Annotated in this window: 1 protein-coding gene; it reads left to right on the forward strand. The window is 63.3% G+C overall.

The window, feature by feature from the left end:
* Positions 1-769 (forward strand): IS701 family transposase (locus tag H8B02_RS47570; RefSeq protein ID WP_229172560.1); only part of this gene is annotated, 769 nt, incomplete at both ends.

The following is a 769-nucleotide window of genomic DNA, read 5'->3' on the forward strand; positions in this document are numbered from 1 at the left end:
CGGGCTATGGCAACAACAGCGACCTGCGCACGGAGATCACGGCGCTGGGATTGACCTATGTGGCGGGTCTTCTGTCGAGCACAACGGTATGGGCGCCCGGCACCGGTCCCTTGCCGCCGAAGCCATGGTCGGGCCGCGGCCGTCCACCGAAACTGATGCGCCGCAACCGTCAGCATCAGCCGGCCGCCGTTAAGGCGCTCGCGATCGGCCTGCCGGCCAAAGCTTGGCGCACCATCACCTGGCGGCAAGGAACGAACGAAAAGCTGACCTCGCGCTTTGCACGCGTGCGGGTCCGTGCCGCGCATCGTGATTATTGGCAAGCCACCCGGCGATTGGAGGAATGGTTGCTGATCGAATGGCCGAAAGGCGAGGACCAGCCTACCAAATACTGGCTCTCGACATTGCCGGATGATGTGGCATTCCGGACGCTCGTTGAGACGGCTAAATTGCGCTGGCGCATCGAACGCGACTATCAGGAACTCAAGCAGGAGGTCGGGCTCGGCCACTTCGAGGGACGCGGCTGGCGCGGCTTTCATCATCACGCAACGATGTGCATTGCAGCCTACGGATTCCTGATCTCCGAGCGGGAGACGATTCCCCCCTCAGGCGCTCGGCGCGACCGGCCGATCCCGCTCGATCGCGTTCCCGCAGATTACAGACCCCGCGGATCTGCCGCTGCGGACCCAACGTCACATTCCAAATTCGATCGCGACGATGCGACGGCGGCTCGAACATGGGCTCGTCCGAACGCTGTCGAGATGTCCTTGTT

Origin of the sequence: Bradyrhizobium altum (genome assembly GCF_020889705.1) — a bacterium.
GTDB classification, from domain to species: Bacteria; Pseudomonadota; Alphaproteobacteria; order Rhizobiales; family Xanthobacteraceae; genus Bradyrhizobium; species Bradyrhizobium altum.